Here is a 17,060-nt window from a genome sequence, read left to right as displayed (position 1 = left end):
GCCAGTCTGGCTTGCTTTTCAGTCTTTGCGCATATCGGTTGACTCAAAAATCTTGTCGGCACTGGCGGCAACAAACCCCTGGTACAGGTTACCTTCGTCGTCGTGATAGCGTTTGGCAAATTCATAGTAGCAGGTGGTCACCTCGTGCTGCTTGCCATCAGCGAACGTAAAAGGCTGCACACTGGCTTTGGTTGAACCCTGCTCCAGCAGCACTGCGGGTGAACCTTTAACCCGACCGCCGGCTTCGTTGATGCTGAAACCCAGTTCTTCAATCATCTGATTCATCTGTTCAATGTCATTGACGCCATTGAGCGCGTTTACATTGATGGTGAAGTGGTTGCAACGCAGGCCAATCACGCTTAACCAGGCGGCATACTCGGTTTCACTGGCCAGCTGTTCATAGTCTTCATAGGAGGGTGTTTGCCACAGAGGCCCGCGCCAGAAAATGGATGCATCGGTGACGTCATCGGGGTTGATTTGATCGACCAGGCGGCGAACGATGCCCTGGGCGGTGTCCGTTAATTCTTCAACGCGCAGTTCACTGAGAAAGATGCGGGGCAGGTCAGGGCTTGGTGGGATATAGCCGTAGGCATCCAGTTTTTTTGATGGAAAATGGTAGGGCTCATACCGGCTATAGCCCATTTCAAGAATAAAGGGTTCGAGGTGTTTCAGCTGGATAGGGCCGATGTTAAAGGTTCGAAAGGCAACGTGGTCATTGCGGACCACTTCACCGCGAGCGATGAGAGCATTGGCAATGGCCTCGGCCTGAGGGGTCATATTGATGTAGTCCTGCCACAGGTTGTCAAAAAACGCGTCGATCTTCATGTACATCTCCAGCGGAAAAATGAGAGTCGGGTTAAACCAGACCATACAGGCAGTCTACTGAGCTGTACCGGCAGCGGTTATCAGCAGCACGCCGTGACTTTGTGGATGCGCGACCTGTGACGCAATCTGGCCGACTGGCAGCTTCTGAACTAGGCTCTGGTTGTGGGATGTGATTTGGAGTCAGGGCGGATCTTGTTGACGGTGGGGTCTCACTAGCCACCAGGCATGCTGCAATCTCCACCATTTGATTAAAACAACACTTCAGAGTCTGCGATGCGGGTACGACAACAAGTACCCCTGCCAAGGCCTTCTGAACGTATCCTCAGCTGTGACGTCTGGCGTTCTGCCAGTGATCGGAGGGTTTCCATTGACGCGTTGTGTGAAGCTTGGCCAGTCCACTCTTTCCGACCCCGAGGCGGCGGTCCGGGATCTCTTTTCGCAGGTTAGTCAGCCAGACATTGGCCTGGTTATTGTTTACTGTTCGAGTCGCTACGACCTGAATAGGCTGGCGTCTGCATTGTCTGAGTGTTTTGGCGAAACACCGGTAGTTGGCTGTACGACCGCGGGTGAAATCGGCCCGGCGGGTTATTGTGACCACAGCATCAGCGGTGCCAGCTTTCCAGCCGAACACTTTGCGGTCACGGTCGAACGCTTGGATAGCCTGAAGTCAGCGGAAGTCAGCAGGTTACAGAACTTTGCCCAGAATCTGGCGCAACGCCATGAATGCAGTCAGGGTGATTTGCCTAACACCTTTGCCATGCTGTTGATCGATGGTGTTTCGCAACGCGAAGACGCGGTCACCCGGACCCTGTTCAACAGCCTGCCCGGCATTCCCATTGTCGGTGGATCAACCGGTGATGACCTGATATTCGATGAGACCTGGGTGTTTTACCATGGCCAGTTTCACACCAACAGCGCTCTGCTACTGATGATGTCGACCCGTTGTTCGATCGCACCGGTCAAAACCCAGCACTTTGTGGCGACCGATCAGCGGCTGGTGATCACAGCGGCTGATCCTGAACGGCGTCTGGTCACTGAAATCAATGGTTTACCCGCTGCTGCCGAATACGCTCGCCTGACCGGCGTTGACGTTAACGATTTGAACCTGATGCGGTTCGCCGATTCGCCCGTCGTGGTGATGATCGAGGGTAAGGAGTATGTACGGTCGATTCGCCAGGCTAACCCGGATGGCAGCCTGACGTTTTATTGTGCCATTGAGGCCGGCTTGGTGTTCCGGGTTGCCCGGGGAGTCGATTTGATCGAAAACCTGCGACAGTCGCTGGATGCAGTGCGTCAGACACTGGGCACACCGCAGGTGTTGCTGGCGTTTGATTGTGTGCTGCGCAAGCTTGAAATGGAGCAGTCTGAGGACACAGTCAAGGCAGCTTCGCTGACCCGGGCCTGTCACACGCTGGGCTTCAATTCATACGGCGAACAGTTTGGTGGCATACATGTTAATCAGACGTTTACTGGCCTTGCGATCGGTTACCCGGAGGATGAGGGATCATGAGAATCCATTCTGCCGGCGCTCCTGAAACTGCAGCATCAAAACCTGAAGAGTCAGCTTCTGTTGCCGAGATTCGCCGACTTGGCAAAATCATCGATGCACTGATGGACCGTGCCGAGCGGAGCATGGCGCAACAGGGGTCTGATTTCGGCCTGTTTCAGACGGCGCTGACGCTGGAGTCGACCGTGCAACAACGGACCCAGGAACTGGCTCGGGCCCTGGAATACAATGAACACATTACCCAGAACCTCTACCGCCTGACCCGGGACCTTAAAGAGGAAATCAGCCAGCGCAAGCGTGTTGAAGCCATGCGAAACGGACAATACGATGTCCTCGAACTGATCGCTGCCCATGCACCGCTGAACGCTATACTGCGCCAACTGGCGCATTGGGTCGAAGCTCAGGGGCACGTTGGGTTGGCGTCTATTTTACTGCTCGATGACAGCGGTTTATCCATTGGGCAGTGCATTGCACCCAGTCTTCCTGAAGACTACAACAACGCACTGCTTGGCGTAGACATTGGTCCGAAAGTGGGTTCCTGCGGCACCGCCATGTATTTGAACCAGAGCGTTGAAGTGACGGATATCGCAACCGATCCGTTGTGGGACGACTACCGTGACCTGGCGATGGGCTTTGGACTGAGAGCCTGCTGGTCTTCGCCCATCACCACTCAGTCTAATCAGGTGGTGGGGTCGTTTGCGATTTATTACCGGGAGGTGCAGGGGCCGAGCGACGAACAGCGGGCACTGATCGCCACGGCGGTGCATCTGGCCGGTATCGCAATGGACCGGGCCCGGGCCGAAGCTCGTATTCAGTATATGGCGCATCATGATGAACTGACCGGGTTACCCAACCGGGCACTGTTGCTGGATCGTATTGACGGGGCCATTGAGTCGGCTCGACGGCGGCAATCGCGTACAGCCGTGTTGATGATTGACCTTGACCGGTTCAAACACGTTAACGACTCGCTCGGGCATCAAACCGGAGATGTGCTGCTCAAAGAGGTGGCCGGGCGGTTGAACCGGTGTGTTCGTAGCAGCGACACCATTGCGCGACTGGGCGGCGATGAGTTTGTCATTTGCCTGCCGGATATCGGGTTTGATACGACGGCCTCGACAGTGGCTGCCAAGGTTATGCACGAACTTGAAGCGTTGTTTTATGTTAGAAATCAAACGCTCAAACTGGGTGCCAGTATCGGCATCAGTTTGTTTCCCGAAGATGGCGACAGTGCCAACGATTTACTGCGCACGGCTGATACGGCGATGTATTCGGCTAAAAAAAGCGGGCGTGGTCAGTACTGCTATTTTACTCACGAACTGAACCAGGCGGCACACGAGCACCTGGTATTGTTGTCGCAATTACAGCATGCCATCCGCAATGACGAGTTCGAGTTGTTTTATCAGCCGTTGTACCGGTTGTCGGACAATCGCCTGACCGGGGCCGAGGCGTTGCTGCGCTGGAACCATCCACAGCGGGGTGTGTTGGCACCCGGTGAGTTTATGTATTTGCTCGAAGAGCATGGCTTGATGGTTGAGGTTGGGCATTGGGTGTTGCAAACGGCCTGCGCACAATCTGCGGCCTGGCATCAGCAGGGTTTGAGTTGTCGGGTGTCTGTGAATCTGGCCGCCGACCAGTTTTACCGCGGAAATGTACTGAAATCTGTAAAAACCGCTCTGGAAGCATCGGGCCTGCCCGCCAGTGGTCTATTGCTGGAGTTCACTGAAACGGTGTTGTTGCATCATTCGGACAGCATCATTGCGATCATGCATCAACTGAAGCGGCTCGGTGTCCAATTGTCACTGGACGATTTCGGTACCGGCTATTCATCCTTGTCTTATTTGCACCGTTTTCCGGTCGACCAACTCAAAATTGACCGTTCATTCATCAGTGGTATTGATCAGCATTCAAGCGCTATGAATATCGTGACCAGTATCGTTCAACTGGCCTCCAGTCTGGGCATTCAATCGGTTGCTGAAGGGCTGGAAACGCAGGCGCAACTTCATGCGCTGGCCCGGTTGGAATGTGATTTTGGCCAGGGCTATGTTCTCGGCTACCCGATGCCGGCATCGGAATTCGGCCGGATCCTGGCGCAGGATGCCGAATAATAAAATCGCTGCCAGGAATCCATCTCTGTCGACTCTTAGTCAAATATCTCGAGTCGACGTGTCGGCCAGTTTAAAATGGCGGTTTGGCGGATCATCTTTTTGGCCAGCAGGGGTTGGCATTCGTCGATAACCCGGGCAGTAAACGCGGCCATGAATCGGGCTTTCATCTCTGCTCGCGCGCGGTCCGGGCCAGGTTCCTGATAAGGGGCTGAACAGAGCAACAGGAAACCGTCGTCGGGAACTCGGCCTTTATCCATATTGCTCTGGATAATGGCAGCGGCTTTTTGAATTGGGTGAGACAGATCCGGACTGTAGGGCCCAATGATCAGGGCGATGTTAGGCACGTGCAGGAAATCAAAACCGCGACCCACGCAGAGTATCCATTCCCGGTGCTCAACGGCCAGCTCACGGCGGCTTTTCCGTATCTCAACGATATGGCGCAGGTTGCCTTCGACCAGCGGCATGAGGTCGTGGCGTATTTGGTCTGGCATATCTGAGAATACCGACTCGATGTCGGACTTCACTTGCTCGCGAGCCTGATTCACCAGCGTCGAAAGATCAAGATAAACCCCGTTCTCATGGTGCAGGGTCAGGGCGTCTTCATCGGTTTCAAAGCCGCAGACTAAGGGGTAGACCGTCTGGTGACCGGCCCCGAAGATGGTTTCGACTTGCTGTTTGATTTGTTGCGCGTGCGCCAGTGCGGCCGCCTGATCGCAATCAAACCCGGCGCAACCGCGTGCTGAATCACCCTTGGAAAAATGGTAGGTAATGATCACCAGGACTCGTCGTCCTTGACTGACCGTTTCTCCCACCAGGTCGGCCAGCAGATCTCCCAGATAAGGCCAGCCCAGGTCGAAAATGCCGCCCAGATTTCGGAACGGCCGAATGATACCCATGGGTGTCTGGGTGGCATAAGGCAAATGGATGCGACCGTCCATGCATTTCAATGCCACGATTTCGGTGCTGTGTTCTGCCTGGTAGCGCTGTCGCGCCAGATGATTCTCGGGGTCGCAGAAACGTTTCGAATGTATGCGGCTCAGATCGAGCAACCAGTCAATGCGATCTTGAATCGGGCGTGTGTGCATGGTCCGGGTCCCGGATAGAGTCTCCCGGCAGTATAGGGGGAACCCGGCGAATTTGGCGAATCGCTGCTCAGGCTCGCCAGTCTGTTCCAACTTCTGATAGTCTTCGAACATTGTTTATTGCGTAATTTGGAGACTGTTATGCCCACCTGGTGGCCTTTTGTATTGGTCTATACCGCCGCTGTAATCAGCCCGGGGCCGGATTTTGCGCTGGTGGTCAAATCGGCACTGACCCGGGGTAAGCGCGCCAGTACACTGAATGCACTGGGCATTGGCCTGGGGGTTACCTTGCATACGCTGGTTGCTGTGTTGGGCGTATCGGCGCTGGTGCAATCGAGCCCTTGGTTGGCAATGACGTTGCCCTGGCTGGGCATCGGCTACCTGTTATACCTGGGATGGGGTGGTTTGAACGCGAAACCGGCTGTTCCGGGTCAGCCACTTGACCCTGAGGTTCCGCTCAGTGATCGGGGCGATTTCTGGCAGGGCTTTTTGACCAACGTCTTGAACCCCAAGGCGTTGTTGTTTTTTTCGGCCATTCTTTTGCAACTGGTCGAGGGCCTGAATGGGTGGATGCAGTCTGCTCTGGTTGGGTATGTATTCGCAGTCACCAGTTTGTGGTTTGGTCTGGTCGGTTGGGTGTTGTCCCAACCGGTGTTGCAACGTCGGTTTCTGAACCGGCGCCACTGGATCGACCGCGGTGCCGGGGTGATTTTTGTCGCCCTGTCGGTGTTGTTTATTTGGGACTGGTGGCAGCGTTGGATGCTTTGAGCGCCCGCCTGGCAGACTGGTTACGGCCCAGGGTTCGCAGTGAGTCGAGCGTTAACAACAGCAGTGCCGCCCAGATCAGGCCAAAGGTCACCAGCTTGCCGGGGCTCAAGGTTTCGCCATACACAAAGACAGCCAGCAAAAACATACCGCTGGGGGCAATGTACTGAAAAAACCCGAGCGCGGTCAGGCTGATGCGATTGGCTGCCGCCGCAAAGCACATCAGCGGCACCATGGTGACCGGTCCTGCGGCAAACAGCAGCAGGTTCATTGACCAGGTGTTCTCGATCAGGTTGGTGGTTGGGCTGGTGGCAAACAATAAATAGCCCGCTGCAATGGGCAGCAACAAGCCGGTCTCCAGAGCCATGCCGGTGAAGCTGTCGACGCCTACTTTTTTACGAACCAGGCCATACAGTGCAAAGCTGGTGGCCAGTAGCAGGGCCACCCAGGGTAAGCGGCCGAACTGGATCAATTCGAAGGCAACAGCCGCCACGCAGAGCAGGGCAGCAATGGTGCGTACCCGGTCGAGCCGGTCTCTGAAAAAAATCATGCCCAGTAAAATGTTCATCAGCGGGTTGATGTAGTAGCCGAGACTGGCACTGAGCATGTAATTGCTCTGCACGGCCCAGATGAACAATCCCCAGTTAAAACCGATCAATAGAGTAGATGCGAGCAGGTTCCAGCGGGTTCGGGAAGACCGCAGGGCGGTCATCAAAGCAGCGCGTTTGCGAAACAGGAAAATCAGACCCAGCGTCAGCAGAAATGACCAGATGATGCGGTGCGACAACAGTTCCGCCGCGCTAACATTGCCCATGATCTTGAAATAAATCGGCGCCACCGACCAGAGGATGTAGGCGGTCAGTGCGTAAAATGCGCCGCTGCGCGTTGCGGATATCATAGTCGTCTCAAATGTTGGTCAGTGAATCCTGGGCATTGCCCGGGGTCTGAATCAGCTCTATCAGGGTGTTGACGGCGTTGAGCAGCGTGTCGCGCTGTAACCGGCCGCCGATGCAGATGCGCACCGCCTGGGGGGCGGCAAACTGACCCGCCGCAAAGACCTCGGCCGGCTTCAGTTGTATGCGATGTTCGGCGGCTCGTGCGACCAGGTTGACGGCGCGCCAGGGTGCCGGTAAATCCAGCCAAACGTTGAATCCGCCGCACCGGGGTGTAAACCCGGCCCGATTCAACCGCTCACATACCGCTTTCTGGCGCCATTCGATCTCGGCTTGCTGGCGCGTCAGTAACTGATCGGCATAGCCACTGTTTAACCAGTCGCAGGCGACTTCAGTGGTGAGCGGAATAGCCATCCAGCAGGTCGCGCGGAAAGCCGCGCCAATGGCATTGACCCATTCGGCCGGGCCGCGCATAAAGCCCACGTGCAAGCCACCGCACAAGGCCTTGGACAGACTGGCAATGGTGACCGTGATGTCCGGATGACGCAGGCTGAACGAAGGACGGGCCGGGTTGCCGAGGCAGCCCTGAACGTCGTCTTCAATAACGGTGATTTTGAACTGACGGCAAATCAGCGCCAGCTCATCAATGCGCTGTTGCGACATCGAACCACCCGTCGGGTTGTGCATGCGGGTCATCAGATACACCACCCTTGGTGGATGCCTCAAACACTGGCCTTCAAGCGCCTCCGGGGTCAACCCCTGATCGTCTATGGCCAGTGGCATCAATCGCAGGTTCTGTTGCGTTGCGGCGGCAACGAGACCCGGGTAGGTCAGCCCCTCACAAGCCAGGCCATCGCCCGGTTGCAGCAGCGCATTCAAGGCCACGTAAAACCCGTGCTGTCCGCCCAGGGTGACCAGCAAGTCATCCCGGCCGAAATCACCCAGGCCTGTGTTCAACAGCCAGCGTCGTCCTGCTTCACGGTGGTGTTCAAGGCCGAATTCAGATTGGTAGCGCAACAGATGAGGCAGCACATCGGAGTGCTGCAATCGGGCCAGCGTGCGCGTTAATTGTTCAGATTGATCCAGCTCCAGCGCGATGCTGAAACCCAGATCAATGCCGGTGTCGACGGTCGAGTCGGTGACTTTGAAACCGCCAGTTCCCGGGTTCAGGCCGCGAATAAAGGTGCCACTGCCAACTCGGGCTTCAATCAACCGGCGGCGTTCGGCCTCGGCGTAGGCACGAGTCACCGTGCCCACTGTTACGCCCAGTTGCTCAGCCAGTTGGCGGTGCGTGGGCAGGCGGTCGCCGGCTTTCAGCTCACCATCCTGAACCGCTCGTTCAATGCGGTTGGCCAGGGCTTTGTATTTTGGGCCGGTCTGACCGGTCAGTGTTAGGATTGTCATGGTGACAAAGAACTGCTTGCAGTGAATTGTCGTCGTATTACACTGCAATTGTTCGCTTTTGTCGAACTTCAATGCCGATTTATCCGGTATTTGTCACATAGAATCTGCAAAGTTAGCTTAGTTGCATGATGATTAAGATTGTATCGATACAAAGGAAGGTCTATGAGCCCTTATCGCTTTTATCAGGATGCCTATCAAACCGAACTGGACACCCGGGTGGTTCGTTTTGACGATCACCGCCTGGTGTTGGCCGACACGATCTTTTACCCGCACGGAGGCGGTCAGCCGGGAGACATCGGTGAGTTGGTGGTCGGTGAGCGGCGCATTGCGATTGTGGATACCCGTTACAGTCAGGACCGAGCAACCATTGAGCATCATCTGGCGGAAGCCGAGATTGAGGGTTTGAGCCTGAGCGAAGGTGATGCAGTAAGGCTGACACTCAACTGGGCGCGCCGCCATCGGCATATGCGCATGCACAGTTGCCTGCATCTGCTGTGTCATCTGATCAAAGACCCGGTGACCGGTGGCAATGTTGGTAGCGAACTGAGCCGGGCTGAATTTGATTTGTCGGCACCACTGGATAAAGCTGATCTGGAAGCGCGCTTGAATGCCACCATTGCACAGGGCGCCGCTGTTACAACACAGTGGTTGCCGGAATCGATTCTTGATGAGCAGCCAGAGCTGGTGAGAACCATGAGCGTGCAACCTCCCCGGGGGCACGGGGCTATTCGTATGGTGAGGGTAGAGGGGTTGGACTATCAGCCATGCGGTGGCACTCATGTGCGCGATATTGCGGAAATTGGCGACGTCCGTATCCCCAGTATTAAGAGCAAAGGCAAGCAAAACAAACGAATCAATGTTGAATTGGTTGACTGATTAACGGGGCTGCTGTTGCAGTATGAGAGGTCTGAATAAGTGGACGCTTTAACCTTCGGGTTTTTACTTCCGATCGTGCTATATACCTTCAGTACGACCATTACACCCGGCCCTAATGTATTGATGGTGACTGCCTCGGGCATGAACTTCGGGTTGCGTCGGACAATGCCGCACATCACCGGTATTTGCATCGGCTTTCTGACATTAAACCTGATGGTCGCCAGTGGAATCGGTGCCCTGTTACTGGCGGTTCCGCAATTGCATTGGGCGCTTAAAATAACCGGATCGGTTTACCTGTTGTGGCTGGCCTGGAACATCGCGACGGCAGGGGGAATGGCCCGTGTCGATGGCGAGGCTCGGCCTATGCGGTGGTGGCAAGCTGCTTTATTTCAGGTCATTAATCCCAAGGCCTGGGCCATGGCCATTACCGGTATAGCGGCTTTCAGTCTGCCTGGAGATGCCTACTGGCCGAGTGCGCTGACGGTGGCTTTTATGTTTGCCCTGATGACCTACCCGTGCAGTTGCGTCTGGGCGGTGCTCGGATCCCAGTTGCGACGTTGGCTGGAAAGCCCGTTCCGGTTGCGCATGTTCAACCTGGTGCTGGGCATTCTGACGGCCCTGTGTGTGGTCTTTATTCTGATGTAATCCCCCCGTTTTTGTTACCCGATCCTCGCCGGCGATACCCTCCCTTAGCCGCGCGAGGATTTTTTATGGCTTGTCAGTTGTGAGCCAGACACATTGATACGGTTGCAGGATCAGGTCTTCTTCTTCCTTGTAGGATTCTTCGCTGATCAAATCCCGGTATTGATGGTCTTCATTTTTAGGCAGCAACCGCATCAGCGCCAGTGTCTGGGTCACCGAGGTAACATTGAACACCCCGTATACCCGCTCGTGTTCGCTGTCGCGTATCACCACGAACAGACTCGACCCCAGGTCCTGCACCCGTTGCCGGCTGGCGGGGTGAAAGGCTTTGCTGTTTTTACGCAACCCAAGCCGGTGTGCCAGCTCCTGACTGACCAGGCGAGAGGGGTGGCGGGCATCGTTCATGGCCTCGGTCAGTGGTCCCCAGTCCCAAACCTTACGATTAATCGACCGCAGCCGGCCGGTTCGTTCCACGCCAGCAATGTCGTTGGGCGTGGCTATTAGAGATTGCAGGTAAAAGGCAGGCACGCCCTGCAGTGTCATCATCAGTGTCTGGGAGCACAGAAAACGTTCGATTTGCCACTGATCCGGCCCGGTCCGGGTTCCTTTGAGCGCATCGAAATAGCTGATGTTAATTTCATAGGGGCTGTCGGGGCCGCGTGGGTTGGCTTTCATGCTGACGTAGCCGCCGAACTGATGCATGCAATCGAGCAGGCTCTGGATCTCGTAGGGAGGGAGTATGCCCTCAAGGGCGCGCAACCCGACGCCGTCGTGACTGGCGGTGAAATTCAGATAGGTGCCGCCTTCGGGAGGCGGCGCGAGTGTGAGAGCCCAGTTTGTCAGTAAGTCCGCATTGCCGCGGTTCAGTGTATAGAGAATCAGAGGGGGCAGGGCGAACTGATACACCATAGCCGCCTCGTCACCCTGTCCAAAATAGGACAGGTTTTCCTGATGGGGCACATTGGTTTCAGTGACCAGTTCTACCCAGGGTGCAACGGCCTCAACCAGATCTCGCATCAGTTTGACCACTTCGTGAGTCTGCGGCAGATGTATGCAGGACGTGCCCAGTTCTTTCCACAAAAACGCGACCGCATCGAGCCGAACCAGTCGGGCGCCTTTGGACAGATAGAATAAAAAGATGTCCATCATGGCCAGCAAGACGTCGGGGTTGCTGTAGTTCAGATCAATTTGGTCTTCGCTGAACGTCGCCCAGACATGGCGCGTACCCCGGTGAGTGTGAATCGGGGCCAGCAGTGGACTGGAGCGCGGTCGAACCACGTCGGAGACATCGGTTTGCGGGTCCATTTCATGGAAGTAGTTGCAGCCGGGCTCCTGATTCTGGATGTATTCAATGAACCAGAGGTTCTCACGAGAGCAATGGTTCAGCACCAAATCAAACATGATGCCAAATCGGCGGGCGAGAGCATCAATGTGATCCCAGTGTCCGACACTGGGGCGGACCTGCTTGAAGTCTATGACTGAGAAACCGTCATCAGAGCTGTAGGGGTAAAATGGCAAGAGATGTATGTTGGTGATCAGATCCGGGTAAAAATCTTCCAGAAACCGCTCCAACTGCATCAACCCGGGTTCTTCGCGCTGACGAATGGCATCGCCGTAAGTAATCAGCAGGGTGTCGGTCTCATTGAGCCCCGGATCTCGCGTGTGGTGGTAAATGACCGGTTGGTAGCGCTGAACCAGGCCCATTAACTTGTCGGTAACAGCCTCTGCGCGATGGGCACCATACAGCCGGGCCAGCCGGGTATGGGCTGAGATTTTTAACCGGTCGAGTGAACCGTCCTGGCTTGTCATAATACGTCCTCTTGTTCCGGGTTATACTTATGCGTCACAATTCGACGAGAGTTTGGCACGGGCTGGCTCAGCATGCACCGAGTTGGTGCTGTCGGCCATTTTGGTGCAGAATAATGGTCGATTTAAGGGCTGGCCTCTGCTGTTGGCCGACCCGGGCCCCGCCCCCGCCCAATCCGGGCTAGAGTGCGGCAGACCTTGTCAATTTGCATCGCAAAGGTCGCGCCAGAAATGTTACTGGTCAGGGAATTGCAAGACTGAACACAGACTCGCTGAGTCGAGCCGGGTGTCGCCCCGGGAAGCGCCGGCTACCATCGCCGGCAATTTCCTGAACGAACAGGCACGCTCAGTCGTGATGAACACACTGGAAGAGGACGTAACATGATCCGCAAATGTTTATTTCCCGTGGGTGGCTATGGCACCCGGTTTCTACCGGCCACCAAAGCCCTCCCGAAAGAAATGCTGCCCATCGTCAACAAACCCCTGGTGCAGTACGGGGTGGAGGAATCCATTGAATCCGGTTTGTATGAAATTGGTTTCGTTACCGGTCGGGGCAAACGCGCCATCGCCGACCATTTCGACATTTCCTATGAGCTGGAACATCAGATCAGCGGTTCCGACAAGGAAAAGTATCTGACCTCCATTCGTCATGTTATGCACGAAGGCGTATTTTCCTTCACCCGCCAGAAAGAAATGAAGGGCCTCGGCCATGCCATTTTAGCGGGCGAGACACTGATTGGTACAGAGCCGTTCGGGGTGGTGCTGGCCGATGACCTCTGTATACCTGAAGCTGATGGCGATAATGTCATGGCGCAAATGGTCAAGGTATTCAAGCAGTTTCGCTGTTCTATCGTAGCGGTGATGGAAGTGCCGGAAGACGAAATCCACAAGTACGGTGTCATCGAAGGCGAAGAGATGAAGGACGGCTTGTACCGCGTTAAGAGTATGGTCGAAAAACCGAAGAAAGAAGATGCCCCGAGTAACCTGGCCGTTATTGGGCGCTATATTCTGACTCCGGATATTTTCGACATACTGCGTGACACGCCACCGGGCAAGAATGACGAGATTCAGTTGACCGATGCCCTGATGACACAGGCGCAGGATGGTGTGGTTATGGCGTATCGATTTAAAGGTACGCGATTTGATTGCGGTTCAGTTGAAGGCTTTGTTGAAGCGACGAATTTTTGCTTTGAAGAGTTGTATAAGAAAGGGAATTTAACCTAATTCCTGATTGGACTTGTCGCCGTATCCCGGTCCAATAAAAAAGGTCTGCCCTGTTGAGGGGCAGACCTTTTTTTATCAGGTCGTTTCTGCCATTAACGCATACAGACAGGCTAGCCTGGTGGAGCGGTCAGGTTAACCCGCTTTGCGGGTGGCTTAGCTCTGATAACGCTGCATCACAAGAGTCGCGTTGGTGCCACCGAAACCGAAGCTGTTCGACATAACCCGGTTCAGGGTGACGTTGTCTTTGCGTTCAGTGATGACGTTGGCGTCGCCGGCTTCAGGGTCCAGGTTTTCGACGTTTTTGCTGGCGGCGATGAAGTTGTTTTGCATCATCAGCAGCGAGTAGATCGCTTCCTGCACGCCAGCGGCGCCGAGGCTGTGACCCGACAGTGACTTGGTGGATGCCACCGGTGGCATGGCGTCGCCGAAGACAGTGCGCACGGCTTTCAGTTCGGTTACATCGCCAGCAGGCGTCGAGGTGCCGTGGGCGTTGATGTAGTCGATGTCGCCATCGACCGTGCTCATTGCCATCTGCATGCAGCGGACTGCCCCTTCACCGCTGGGTGCGACCATGTTATAGCCATCGCTGGTGGCGCCATAGCCGACGACTTCGGCATAGATTTTAGCGCCCCGGGCTTTGGCATGCTCCAACTCTTCCAACACCAGCATGCCGCCGCCGCCGGCGATGACAAAGCCATCGCGGTTGGCATCGTAGGCGCGGCTGGCGCGTTCCGGTTCATCGTTGTACTGGGTCGAGAGGGCACCCATGGCGTCGAACAGGCAGCTCATGGTCCAGTGCTCGGCTTCACCGCCACCGGCAAAGACGATGTCTTGCTTGCCCAGTTGAATCAGCTCTGCCGCGTTGCCAATGCAGTGGGCACTGGTGGAGCAGGCAGAGGTGATGGAGTAGTTCACGCCTTTGATCTGAAACGGGGTGGCCAGGCAAGCAGACACGGTGGAGCCCATGGTCTGGGTCACGCGGTAGGGGCCAACCCGTTTCAGGCCTTTTTCGCGCAGAATATCAGCCGCTTCGGTTTGGCTTTCGGAATCGGCACCGCCGGAACCGGCGATCAGGCCGGTGCGGATGTTTGAAACCTGTTCCGGGGTCAGGCCCGAATCTTTAATCGCCTGATCCATGGAGATATAGGCATAACCGGCTGCCTTACCCATAAAGCGGATGGCTTTGCGATCAATGTGATCGGCCAGATTGATGTCTGGCGTGCCGCTGACGTGGCTGCGCATGCCCATATCGGCATATGTCTGGTTAAAACGAATGCCGGAACGACCTTCACGCAGGCTATCGGTGACGGATTCGGCATCGTTGCCCAGGCAGGAAACGATGCCCAGGCCAGTTACTACGACTCTTTTCACGATCAGGCTCCCATTTGTTCAGGTTTGAACAGACCAACTTTCAGGTCTTTGGCAAAGTAGATGGGTTTGCCGTCGCATTCAACCACGCCATCGGCAATGCCCATCACCAGGCGGGATTCCATCACGCGCTTGATGTTCAGCTTGTACACGACTTTCTTGGCATCCGGCATGATCTGGCCTTTGAACGTCAGTTCGCCGACGCCCAGTGCACGGCCTCTGCCCGCATTACCACGCCAACCGAGGAAAAAGCCAACGAGTTGCCACATGGCATCCAGGCCCAGGCAGCCAGGCATGACCGGGTCGCCGGGGAAGTGGCACTGGAAGAACCAGAGGTCGGGGTTGATGTCGAGTTCGGCAATGATTTCGCCTTTGCCATACTGGCCACCTTCATCGGTGATCAGGGCAATGCGGTCCATCATCAGCATGTTATCGACCGGCAGCTGGGCATTGCCCGGCCCGAACATGCGTCCGTAACCGCATTCGATCAGGTCCGCTTTGTCGAGGGAAGAGGGGCGATCTGTCATAACTGTCGGGTTCCGTGTAGTTGGTTTTTTGAGTTTGAAGTTGTTAGCTGCGAGCTGTTAGCTCCTCGCTAACAGCGTGTCACCGGGTGAAACCTCTCATAGCGCTCAATGTCGTAGGTAGTGACCCCATGTCAGTGTAGCGTATGACGATGTTGTTTATATGGCATCACCAGGCCGCGTTTTCTGTTTATGGCCCCGACAATACTGGAAACCCCGAGGCTATTCCATGCCATGCAGGAAAAAGTGAGTGAAGGCGCGCGCAGGGGTAGTTGCGCGCATTACTTTGCTGACTGATGGGTCAGGTAGTTGAGCTAAGGGCGGGGATAGGCTCAATTAGCCTCAGATCCGGACATAAGAAACACCCCTGATATGGATTCATTTGCTGCATTGCTGGACACCCCGAATCCACCGATAAATTCAAGGCCCTGATTTTCACCATGGATGAACAGACCCTGAAACTCCCCGGAAATATCGCTGAATGATTGTGACTCATCACCCAGATTATAGCTGCTTTCGTCCCGTGACTGTTGATCATAGTCGATGAACAGATCGTTAGTGCTGAGCAACGAGTCTTTAACATTGCCGCTAAAATACAGGCTCCACCATGAGCTGTCTGACATGTAGAGGTTCATGCCTGCTGTGGCAGTCAGATTGTCCAGATCAACATCCATATAACCATCGGCGCTCGACAGTGTCTCACCGTTGGAAGCGGAAACGCTGATGCAGTCCATATTTGAGCAAAGGCTCAGGTATCGGGTCCCAACAAGTGATGTCAAATCCGCAGGCTCGGCAAACACATAGAAGAACGGTGTTGTATCCAGGCTGGCGTCAGCCAGCGAATTGCTGCTTTCAAGTAAGGTTGCCGGATCCGTGGCGCTGGCGTTCCAGATGCCCCATTCAACCGTCTGGTCATCGCGCTCCAGCGTTACCAGGCTGTCGGGAGCTGTCAGCGTTGGGCCTTTGTAAACCCGGTCCGGTGATACATAGCCGTTGTCGAGTTCGGACAGGGTTTCGTCATCGTAGTTGACAAATACCGGGCCGTTCTCGCCCTCAACCCGGTACACGAAGTGGACCGCATCGTCGTCGCTGTCGGTGAGTACGATAAAGCCTTTGCCGGGCTTGGTAGCCAGGGCTGCCTGTTGTTCTGCCGTCAGTCGAGCATCGGGCGCTATTGGCTGGCTGGCTGCGGCCTCACCCAGGTCGTTCAGCTCGTCATCCAATTCAGTCAACAGCGCTTCCAGTCTGGCCTGCTGTTCTGCGGTTAATTGAGGAATGGTAGGCGGCGGCTCATTGCCTGCGAAAGCCGATTCCAACGGTAAGCCGCCGTCATCCTCTTCCTCGATCTGGGATTCCGGCTCGTCTTGTGGTTGTGACAGTGGGGCTTGACCCGTACCTGGAACGCGGGATTGATTCAGGAGTGCCGGAGGCTCAAGCAACCCCTTTGGCGCTGTGCCGGAGCCTACTTCTGCGAACAGAAAATTGCCACCAAGGCCAAGGTTCAAACGGCCGTTTTCATTGCTGACGACAATGCCACCATCATACAGGCCCACCAGCAAGCTGGAGTCAGTCAGCAGCGCTTCATAATGCGTGCCGCGAATACCGATGCTGGCGTTGGGGGTGCGCACCTGATAGGCGTCGCGGTCGGTACTGCCAATACGGCCGGTTATGGTGCGAAACCCCCCTGCCAGCAAGTCCATAAGCACCTGTTCGTCGCTATTGCCAGCGTCACGTTCATGGTATTCGCTGATTCTCAGGCGGGATTCGGGGCTCAGGGCCAGCACGGCGTTGTCGTTAAACCGGATTTGCAGACTGCCGTTGGCTCCGGTGACCAGAGTATCGCCTTCGTTGACATCCGATCGCCGCGAAAGAGTGCGTTGCGCATTGTTAGCGTCAACGGCATAGACGTCACCCTGGGCGATGACCACCTTCCCGACCGAGGCTAGCGCTGTTAAAGGCATTAATAGAACCACACTCAGAAGCCACCGGGTGGATCGAGCAGGGCCGTTGCGATGACAGGTTGCGAAGGTAAGCATGGT

The 17,060-nt window shown here is 55.6% G+C and carries 14 protein-coding genes; 6 read left to right on the top strand and 8 right to left on the bottom strand.

Annotated features, from left to right (window positions below):
* Positions 1-18: 18 nt before the first annotated feature.
* Positions 19-825 (bottom strand): DUF1338 domain-containing protein, encoded by an 807-nt coding sequence (locus tag G565_RS0103505; protein WP_051207271.1) that lies wholly within the window; start codon positions 823-825, stop codon positions 19-21.
* Positions 826-1,192: 367 nt separating this feature from the next.
* Here G565_RS0103505 and G565_RS0103500 point away from each other — a divergent pair, with 367 nt between their 5' ends.
* Together G565_RS0103500 and G565_RS22800 are read left to right on the top strand one after the other, a co-directional pair.
* Entirely contained in the window at positions 1,193-2,335 is a 1,143-nt protein-coding gene (locus G565_RS0103500; RefSeq protein ID WP_028669722.1) for an FIST N-terminal domain-containing protein, read from the top strand.
* Positions 2,332-4,437, top strand: a complete 2,106-nt coding sequence (locus G565_RS22800; protein ID WP_051207255.1) for a putative bifunctional diguanylate cyclase/phosphodiesterase — start codon at positions 2,332-2,334, stop codon at positions 4,435-4,437. Before G565_RS0103500 ends, G565_RS22800 begins: the two co-directional genes overlap by 4 nt.
* A 35-nt stretch (positions 4,438-4,472) precedes the next feature.
* Here the strand turns inward: G565_RS22800 and G565_RS0103490 are convergent, their stop codons facing one another.
* Positions 4,473-5,522, bottom strand: a complete 1,050-nt coding sequence (locus G565_RS0103490; RefSeq protein ID WP_028669721.1) for a carboxysome shell carbonic anhydrase domain-containg protein — start codon at positions 5,520-5,522, stop codon at positions 4,473-4,475.
* Positions 5,523-5,660: 138 nt separating this feature from the next.
* On the opposite strand from G565_RS0103490, the gene G565_RS22795 reads away from it, so the two are divergent.
* On the top strand, positions 5,661-6,287 hold the full coding sequence (locus tag G565_RS22795; RefSeq protein ID WP_051207252.1) for a LysE family translocator: 627 nt from the start codon (positions 5,661-5,663) through the stop codon (positions 6,285-6,287).
* On the opposite strand, the gene rarD is transcribed toward G565_RS22795, so the two are convergent.
* Complete coding sequence (gene rarD / locus G565_RS0103480) at positions 6,253-7,182, bottom strand: EamA family transporter RarD (RefSeq protein ID WP_028669720.1); 930 nt, start codon at positions 7,180-7,182, stop codon at positions 6,253-6,255. The genes G565_RS22795 and rarD overlap by 35 nt on opposite strands.
* A 7-nt stretch (positions 7,183-7,189) precedes the next feature.
* Positions 7,190-8,581, bottom strand: coding sequence for an aminotransferase-like domain-containing protein (locus G565_RS22790; protein WP_037337554.1), 1,392 nt, complete (start codon positions 8,579-8,581; stop codon positions 7,190-7,192).
* A gap of 162 nt (positions 8,582-8,743) precedes the next feature.
* Here G565_RS22790 and G565_RS0103470 point away from each other — a divergent pair, with 162 nt between their 5' ends.
* Together G565_RS0103470 and G565_RS0103465 are read left to right on the top strand one after the other, a co-directional pair.
* Positions 8,744-9,457: an alanyl-tRNA editing protein gene (locus tag G565_RS0103470; protein WP_028669719.1), complete on the top strand. Its 714-nt coding sequence runs from the start codon at positions 8,744-8,746 to the stop codon at positions 9,455-9,457.
* Between the two features lie 39 nt (positions 9,458-9,496).
* Entirely contained in the window at positions 9,497-10,102 is a 606-nt protein-coding gene (locus G565_RS0103465; protein ID WP_028669718.1) for a LysE family translocator, read from the top strand.
* Positions 10,103-10,165: 63 nt separating this feature from the next.
* Here G565_RS0103465 and G565_RS0103460 read toward each other — a convergent pair whose 3' ends face one another.
* Positions 10,166-11,908, bottom strand: a complete 1,743-nt coding sequence (locus tag G565_RS0103460; protein ID WP_051207248.1) for a sugar phosphorylase — start codon at positions 11,906-11,908, stop codon at positions 10,166-10,168.
* Between the two features lie 378 nt (positions 11,909-12,286).
* Here G565_RS0103460 and galU point away from each other — a divergent pair, with 378 nt between their 5' ends.
* Entirely contained in the window at positions 12,287-13,129 is an 843-nt protein-coding gene (gene galU, locus G565_RS0103455; protein ID WP_028669716.1) for a UTP--glucose-1-phosphate uridylyltransferase GalU, read from the top strand.
* Positions 13,130-13,282: 153 nt separating this feature from the next.
* On the opposite strand, the gene fabB is transcribed toward galU, so the two are convergent.
* The 3 genes from fabB to G565_RS0103440 all read right to left on the bottom strand — a co-directional run bounded on the left by fabB (position 13,283) and on the right by G565_RS0103440 (position 17,057).
* The gene (gene fabB / locus G565_RS0103450; protein ID WP_028669715.1) at positions 13,283-14,500 is read right to left on the bottom strand and encodes a beta-ketoacyl-ACP synthase I; all 1,218 of its coding nucleotides are present in this window, start codon (positions 14,498-14,500) and stop codon (positions 13,283-13,285) included.
* A gap of 2 nt (positions 14,501-14,502) precedes the next feature.
* Positions 14,503-15,024: a bifunctional 3-hydroxydecanoyl-ACP dehydratase/trans-2-decenoyl-ACP isomerase gene (gene fabA, locus G565_RS0103445; protein WP_028669714.1), complete on the bottom strand. Its 522-nt coding sequence runs from the start codon at positions 15,022-15,024 to the stop codon at positions 14,503-14,505.
* A gap of 329 nt (positions 15,025-15,353) precedes the next feature.
* Positions 15,354-17,057 (bottom strand): FecR family protein, encoded by a 1,704-nt coding sequence (locus tag G565_RS0103440; RefSeq protein ID WP_169579609.1) that lies wholly within the window; start codon positions 17,055-17,057, stop codon positions 15,354-15,356.
* Between the last annotated feature and the right edge of the window lie 3 nt (positions 17,058-17,060).

The organism is Saccharospirillum impatiens DSM 12546 (genome assembly GCF_000423605.1).
GTDB classification, from domain to species: Bacteria; Pseudomonadota; Gammaproteobacteria; order Pseudomonadales; family Natronospirillaceae; genus Saccharospirillum; species Saccharospirillum impatiens.
The sequence above is the reverse complement of the archived record's forward strand: the minus strand, read 5'-3'. Positions and strand labels throughout refer to the sequence as shown.

Excerpts from the sequence above, each read along its gene's own strand:
- G565_RS0103505 (WP_051207271.1), bottom strand. The coding sequence starts at position 825 with ATGAAGATCGACGCGTTTTTTGACAACCTGTGGCAGGACTACATCAAT.
- G565_RS22800 (WP_051207255.1), top strand. The coding sequence starts at position 2,332 with ATGAGAATCCATTCTGCCGGCGCTCCTGAAACTGCAGCATCAAAACCT.
- G565_RS0103490 (WP_028669721.1), bottom strand. The coding sequence starts at position 5,522 with ATGCACACACGCCCGATTCAAGATCGCATTGACTGGTTGCTCGATCTG.
- G565_RS22795 (WP_051207252.1), top strand. The coding sequence starts at position 5,661 with ATGCCCACCTGGTGGCCTTTTGTATTGGTCTATACCGCCGCTGTAATC.
- rarD (WP_028669720.1), bottom strand. The coding sequence starts at position 7,182 with ATGATATCCGCAACGCGCAGCGGCGCATTTTACGCACTGACCGCCTAC.
- G565_RS22790 (WP_037337554.1), bottom strand. The coding sequence starts at position 8,581 with ATGACAATCCTAACACTGACCGGTCAGACCGGCCCAAAATACAAAGCC.
- G565_RS0103470 (WP_028669719.1), top strand. The coding sequence starts at position 8,744 with ATGAGCCCTTATCGCTTTTATCAGGATGCCTATCAAACCGAACTGGAC.
- G565_RS0103460 (WP_051207248.1), bottom strand. The coding sequence starts at position 11,908 with ATGACAAGCCAGGACGGTTCACTCGACCGGTTAAAAATCTCAGCCCAT.
- galU (WP_028669716.1), top strand. The coding sequence starts at position 12,287 with ATGATCCGCAAATGTTTATTTCCCGTGGGTGGCTATGGCACCCGGTTT.
- fabA (WP_028669714.1), bottom strand. The coding sequence starts at position 15,024 with ATGACAGATCGCCCCTCTTCCCTCGACAAAGCGGACCTGATCGAATGC.
- G565_RS0103440 (WP_169579609.1), bottom strand. The coding sequence starts at position 17,057 with ATGCTTACCTTCGCAACCTGTCATCGCAACGGCCCTGCTCGATCCACC.